We start from the raw sequence: 3351 nt of genomic DNA, 5'->3' as shown, positions 1-3351 counted from the left end.
TGGGTGCCTCGCCCGGTGCCTCGACCGCCGCGCCGATCATGCTGACCGTGCTGCAGAAGGTCTTCAAGGACAAGCTGGCTACGCCCGAATGGCAGCAGAAGGTGCGCCAGATCGTGCCCAGCTATGGCACCAAGCTCAATGACCACCCGGACCAGGTCGCCAAGGAGTGGGCCTACACCGCCGACGTGCTGCAACTGATGCCGCCGCCGGTGATCGCCCCCAAGGCGGCCGGCCAGACCGGCAAGGGTGGCAGCATGGAAAAGCCAAAAGCCAACGCATCGGCCGATATGGCGCTGTGATGGCGGGGTTGCCTGTTTTTCAGGCAATCACGATATGAAGTTTTGTTAGAAAAATGGGTAGCCCGGATTTTCCCGGCTACCCATTTTTTATGGTGGATCGGTCAGGGCTGCTTGGCAGTACAAGGCAGGGGCACTGCCAGCAGCTTGGGCCAGAGTCGATCCCAGTCGCTCTGGTGCGCCATGCCCTGCACGGTCACCAGTCCGGCGCAGCGGCCGACCTGGTCGACGAAACTGTGTGTGATGGCAGTGGGGATGACGGTATCCTCGGCACCGCTCACATGCAGTTGCGGGATGCGCTCCACCTGCGCCGCCACATCGATGGGGTTGAGCGAGCCCGGCATTTGCGAGACCTTGTGCCATTGATTGACGGCCACGTGATCGAGATTGCCGGCCACCGTGCGGATGGCGCTCACATCCTTGCGCCGCGCCGCCAGCAGCACGGCGATGGCACCGCCGCCCGAGAATCCCACCAGCTCCAGCCGGGCCGGCTGCAGCCGCGCCACATAGCGGCTCAGGGCTTCATCCATGGCACTCACCACTAGCGGGGAATAGCGCAGGCCGGCCCAGTACTCCGGCTGGCAGATCGGATTGCGCGCCATCGGCGTGAACTGGCAGGGCCGCGCCAGATACACCACGTCGCCGCCATCGCTGGCGGCCAGGCGCAGGCCCATGGCGGTATGGGGCGTCGGATCGGGGGAGACCTGATTGCGCGTGATCCAGGCACGGCCATCGCCTTCCAGATACACGCGCAACAGCGGGGCTTTCGGGCGCGCGTGCACGTAGGCCGTCAGTACGAAAGGACCGCCGCGGACTTCCTCGCGTTGCAGGCCGGCAGGTGCGACCAGGGCATCGGCACGTTGCACGAGATCGGGATCGCTGGCGCAGCCGGCCAGCAGGGCGAGGCTGGCGAGGGCCAGGGCAGGGCGGGGTAGCCGGAACCGGGAGAGGAAAGAGGAGCGCATCGGGCGATTGTCGCCGGAGTGAAAAAGGCCCGCAAGCGCAAGCTGCGGGCCTTGTTTCATGGGCAGGACAGCATCAGAACAGCCAGCCCACACGTGCGGTCAGTTGATGCATCAGCGAGCGGTCGCGGACTTCGGCGTCATAGCCCAGCGTGCCATAGCTGCCCTGGGCCCCGTTGAAGCGATAGCTCACGCCCAGTTGCACGGCATCGCGATTGGGCGCGGTGCTTGCGGTGGTGAAGCTGGGACCGCCGGCCACGAAGCTGGCGGTGACATCCGGGTTGCCCGCCAGCTCGTGCAGGTAGCGCGCACGCAGTTGCAGGCGGTCGCCGTTGTCGCTCAGGCGATTGAATTCCACGCCCAGGGTCGGCTGTACCGAATTGGCACGGCTGGATTCCACGTTCTGCGCCAGCGCCGCATTGCCGCTTTCGGTGTAGCCCTCATTGCTCAGGTGCGACAGGCGCAGGCCGGCCAGCCAGCGGCCCGACCAGCGCTGGCTGAGGGCGAAGGGCAGGCCGGCTTCCACGCGGGCACCGACCTGCCAGCCGTTGTAGCTGCCGCTGACGGTCTGGCCGAGGAAGCTGATGGCACGCTGGCTGCTGTAATGATTGCCGCCCACCATGAGCGCGCCGTCGAGCGTCCAGCCATCCATGTCCAGGCCAACGTAGCCGCCCACATGCACCGCATCGACGTTGACGTCATTGCCACTGGCGTTGTCGCTGCCACGCGTGCCGGCACGCGTGTAGCCGAGCGTGAGGCCGGCCACTTCGCGGGCGGAGAGGTCGGTCTCCATGCCGGCGGCCATGCCGTAGGCGCTGACATCATAGCCATCAGCGCCGGCGCGGGCCTGCTGTCGGCCCCAGGCACCGAGACCTTGCAGCCAGACACGGCCGCGTGCGGCGGCTTCACCGGTGGCCACGCCGCTGCCACCCTGGCTGGCCACGGGTGCATCGCCGCGCGCGCTGTCCACGCGTCCGGCCACGGCCGAGAAGACGCTGCCCATGGAGACCTGCGCCGCCTGCTGGCTGGCGCGATTGGTTTCCGGTTGCAACTGGCGCACCGCGCTGCGATAGGCGGCGGCCGTGGGCAAGGCATCCAGCGAGGCCAGCAGGTTCTGCACCTGGGCGTTGCTGCTGTTGTTGCCGAGCGCGTCGAGCGCACGGCCCAGCGGGCTGCCGCTGACGTCGCTCACGCTGGCGGTACGCTGGGCGGTGAGGATCAGGTCATTGCCCGAGACTTGCAGACCGTAGTCCAGCGTGGCGGTGTCGGCCAGCTGGATCGTCGACACATCGACCGACAGGCCGCTTGCGGCCGAGAGGATGGTCCAGCGTGCGGTATTGGGGACATAGGTCTTGACCACCGGCTGCAGGGTCGCACCGTTGGCCAGCGTGGCGCTGCCGGCTGCATTGATCCGATCGGCTTGCGGTCCCGCCACGGCCACCTGCAGGGTCCCGTTGCTGCCCACGGAGAGATTGCCGCCGACGTTGATGGTGCGCGTGGCCGTGCCCTCCGCCGCCTGGAATGCGCCGTTGATGGCGAGGTTGCCGCTGGTGCCGAAAGCGCCATTGACCTGCAGTACCGCCCCCTGATTGACGGTCATGTTGTTGACGGTGCCGAGGTCGTAATTGAAGCGTGTGACGCCGTCGCGCACGATGTAGTTTTCGAAACCCGACAGCACCCCTGCCGCAAAGGTCTGCGTGCCGCCGGTGGTGAGCGTGTCGATGCCTGCGCCGCCATTGATGGTGCCGATCACGGTGCCACCCAGCAGTTGCAGTGAATCGTCGCCGTCGCCCATGTCGATGGCCAGACCATTCTTGCCTTCGATGCGGCCGTAGTTGATCAGCGTATCGTTGCCGCCGCCCATCTGCACCGCCGCGCCCGGTACGGTGCTGCCACCCTGGCCGGTGAGCGTGGCCTGGGCGCCGCCGGTGATGACGCCGCTGGCGTTGTTGATGAGCGTGTCATCGTAATTGCCGACCAGACCGATGGCGATGCCCTTGTTGCCGGTGATGCTGCCATCGTTGACGATGTACGCCTTGGCGCCGTTGACACCGTTGGCCCCGCCGGTGCCGCGTCCGGTGGTGTTGCCGGTG

Annotated in this window: 3 protein-coding genes; 1 reads left to right on the top strand and 2 read right to left on the bottom strand. The window is 67.0% G+C overall.

Annotation, left to right across the window (positions count from 1 at the left end):
* Nucleotides 1–299, top strand: a 299-nt coding sequence (locus tag B3873_RS11115; protein WP_286866047.1) for a malate:quinone oxidoreductase, incomplete at its 5' end; no start/stop codon positions are given.
* Nucleotides 300–400: 101 nt separating this feature from the next.
* On the opposite strand, the gene B3873_RS11110 is transcribed toward B3873_RS11115, so the two are convergent.
* Together B3873_RS11110 and B3873_RS11105 are read right to left on the bottom strand one after the other, a co-directional pair.
* Nucleotides 401–1261: an alpha/beta hydrolase gene (locus B3873_RS11110; RefSeq protein WP_286866045.1), complete on the bottom strand. Its 861-nt coding sequence runs from the start codon at nt 1259–1261 to the stop codon at nt 401–403.
* A 73-nt stretch (nt 1262–1334) separates the two neighbouring features.
* Nucleotides 1335–3351, bottom strand: a 2017-nt coding sequence (locus tag B3873_RS11105; protein WP_286866043.1) for an autotransporter outer membrane beta-barrel domain-containing protein, incomplete at its 5' end; no start/stop codon positions are given.

Origin of the sequence: Herbaspirillum sp. UBA812 (assembly GCF_002296545.1) — a bacterium.
In the GTDB taxonomy this organism is placed as follows: domain Bacteria; phylum Pseudomonadota; class Gammaproteobacteria; order Burkholderiales; family Burkholderiaceae_D; genus Herbaspirillum; species Herbaspirillum huttiense.
This window is presented reverse-complemented; position numbering and strand designations above follow the sequence as displayed.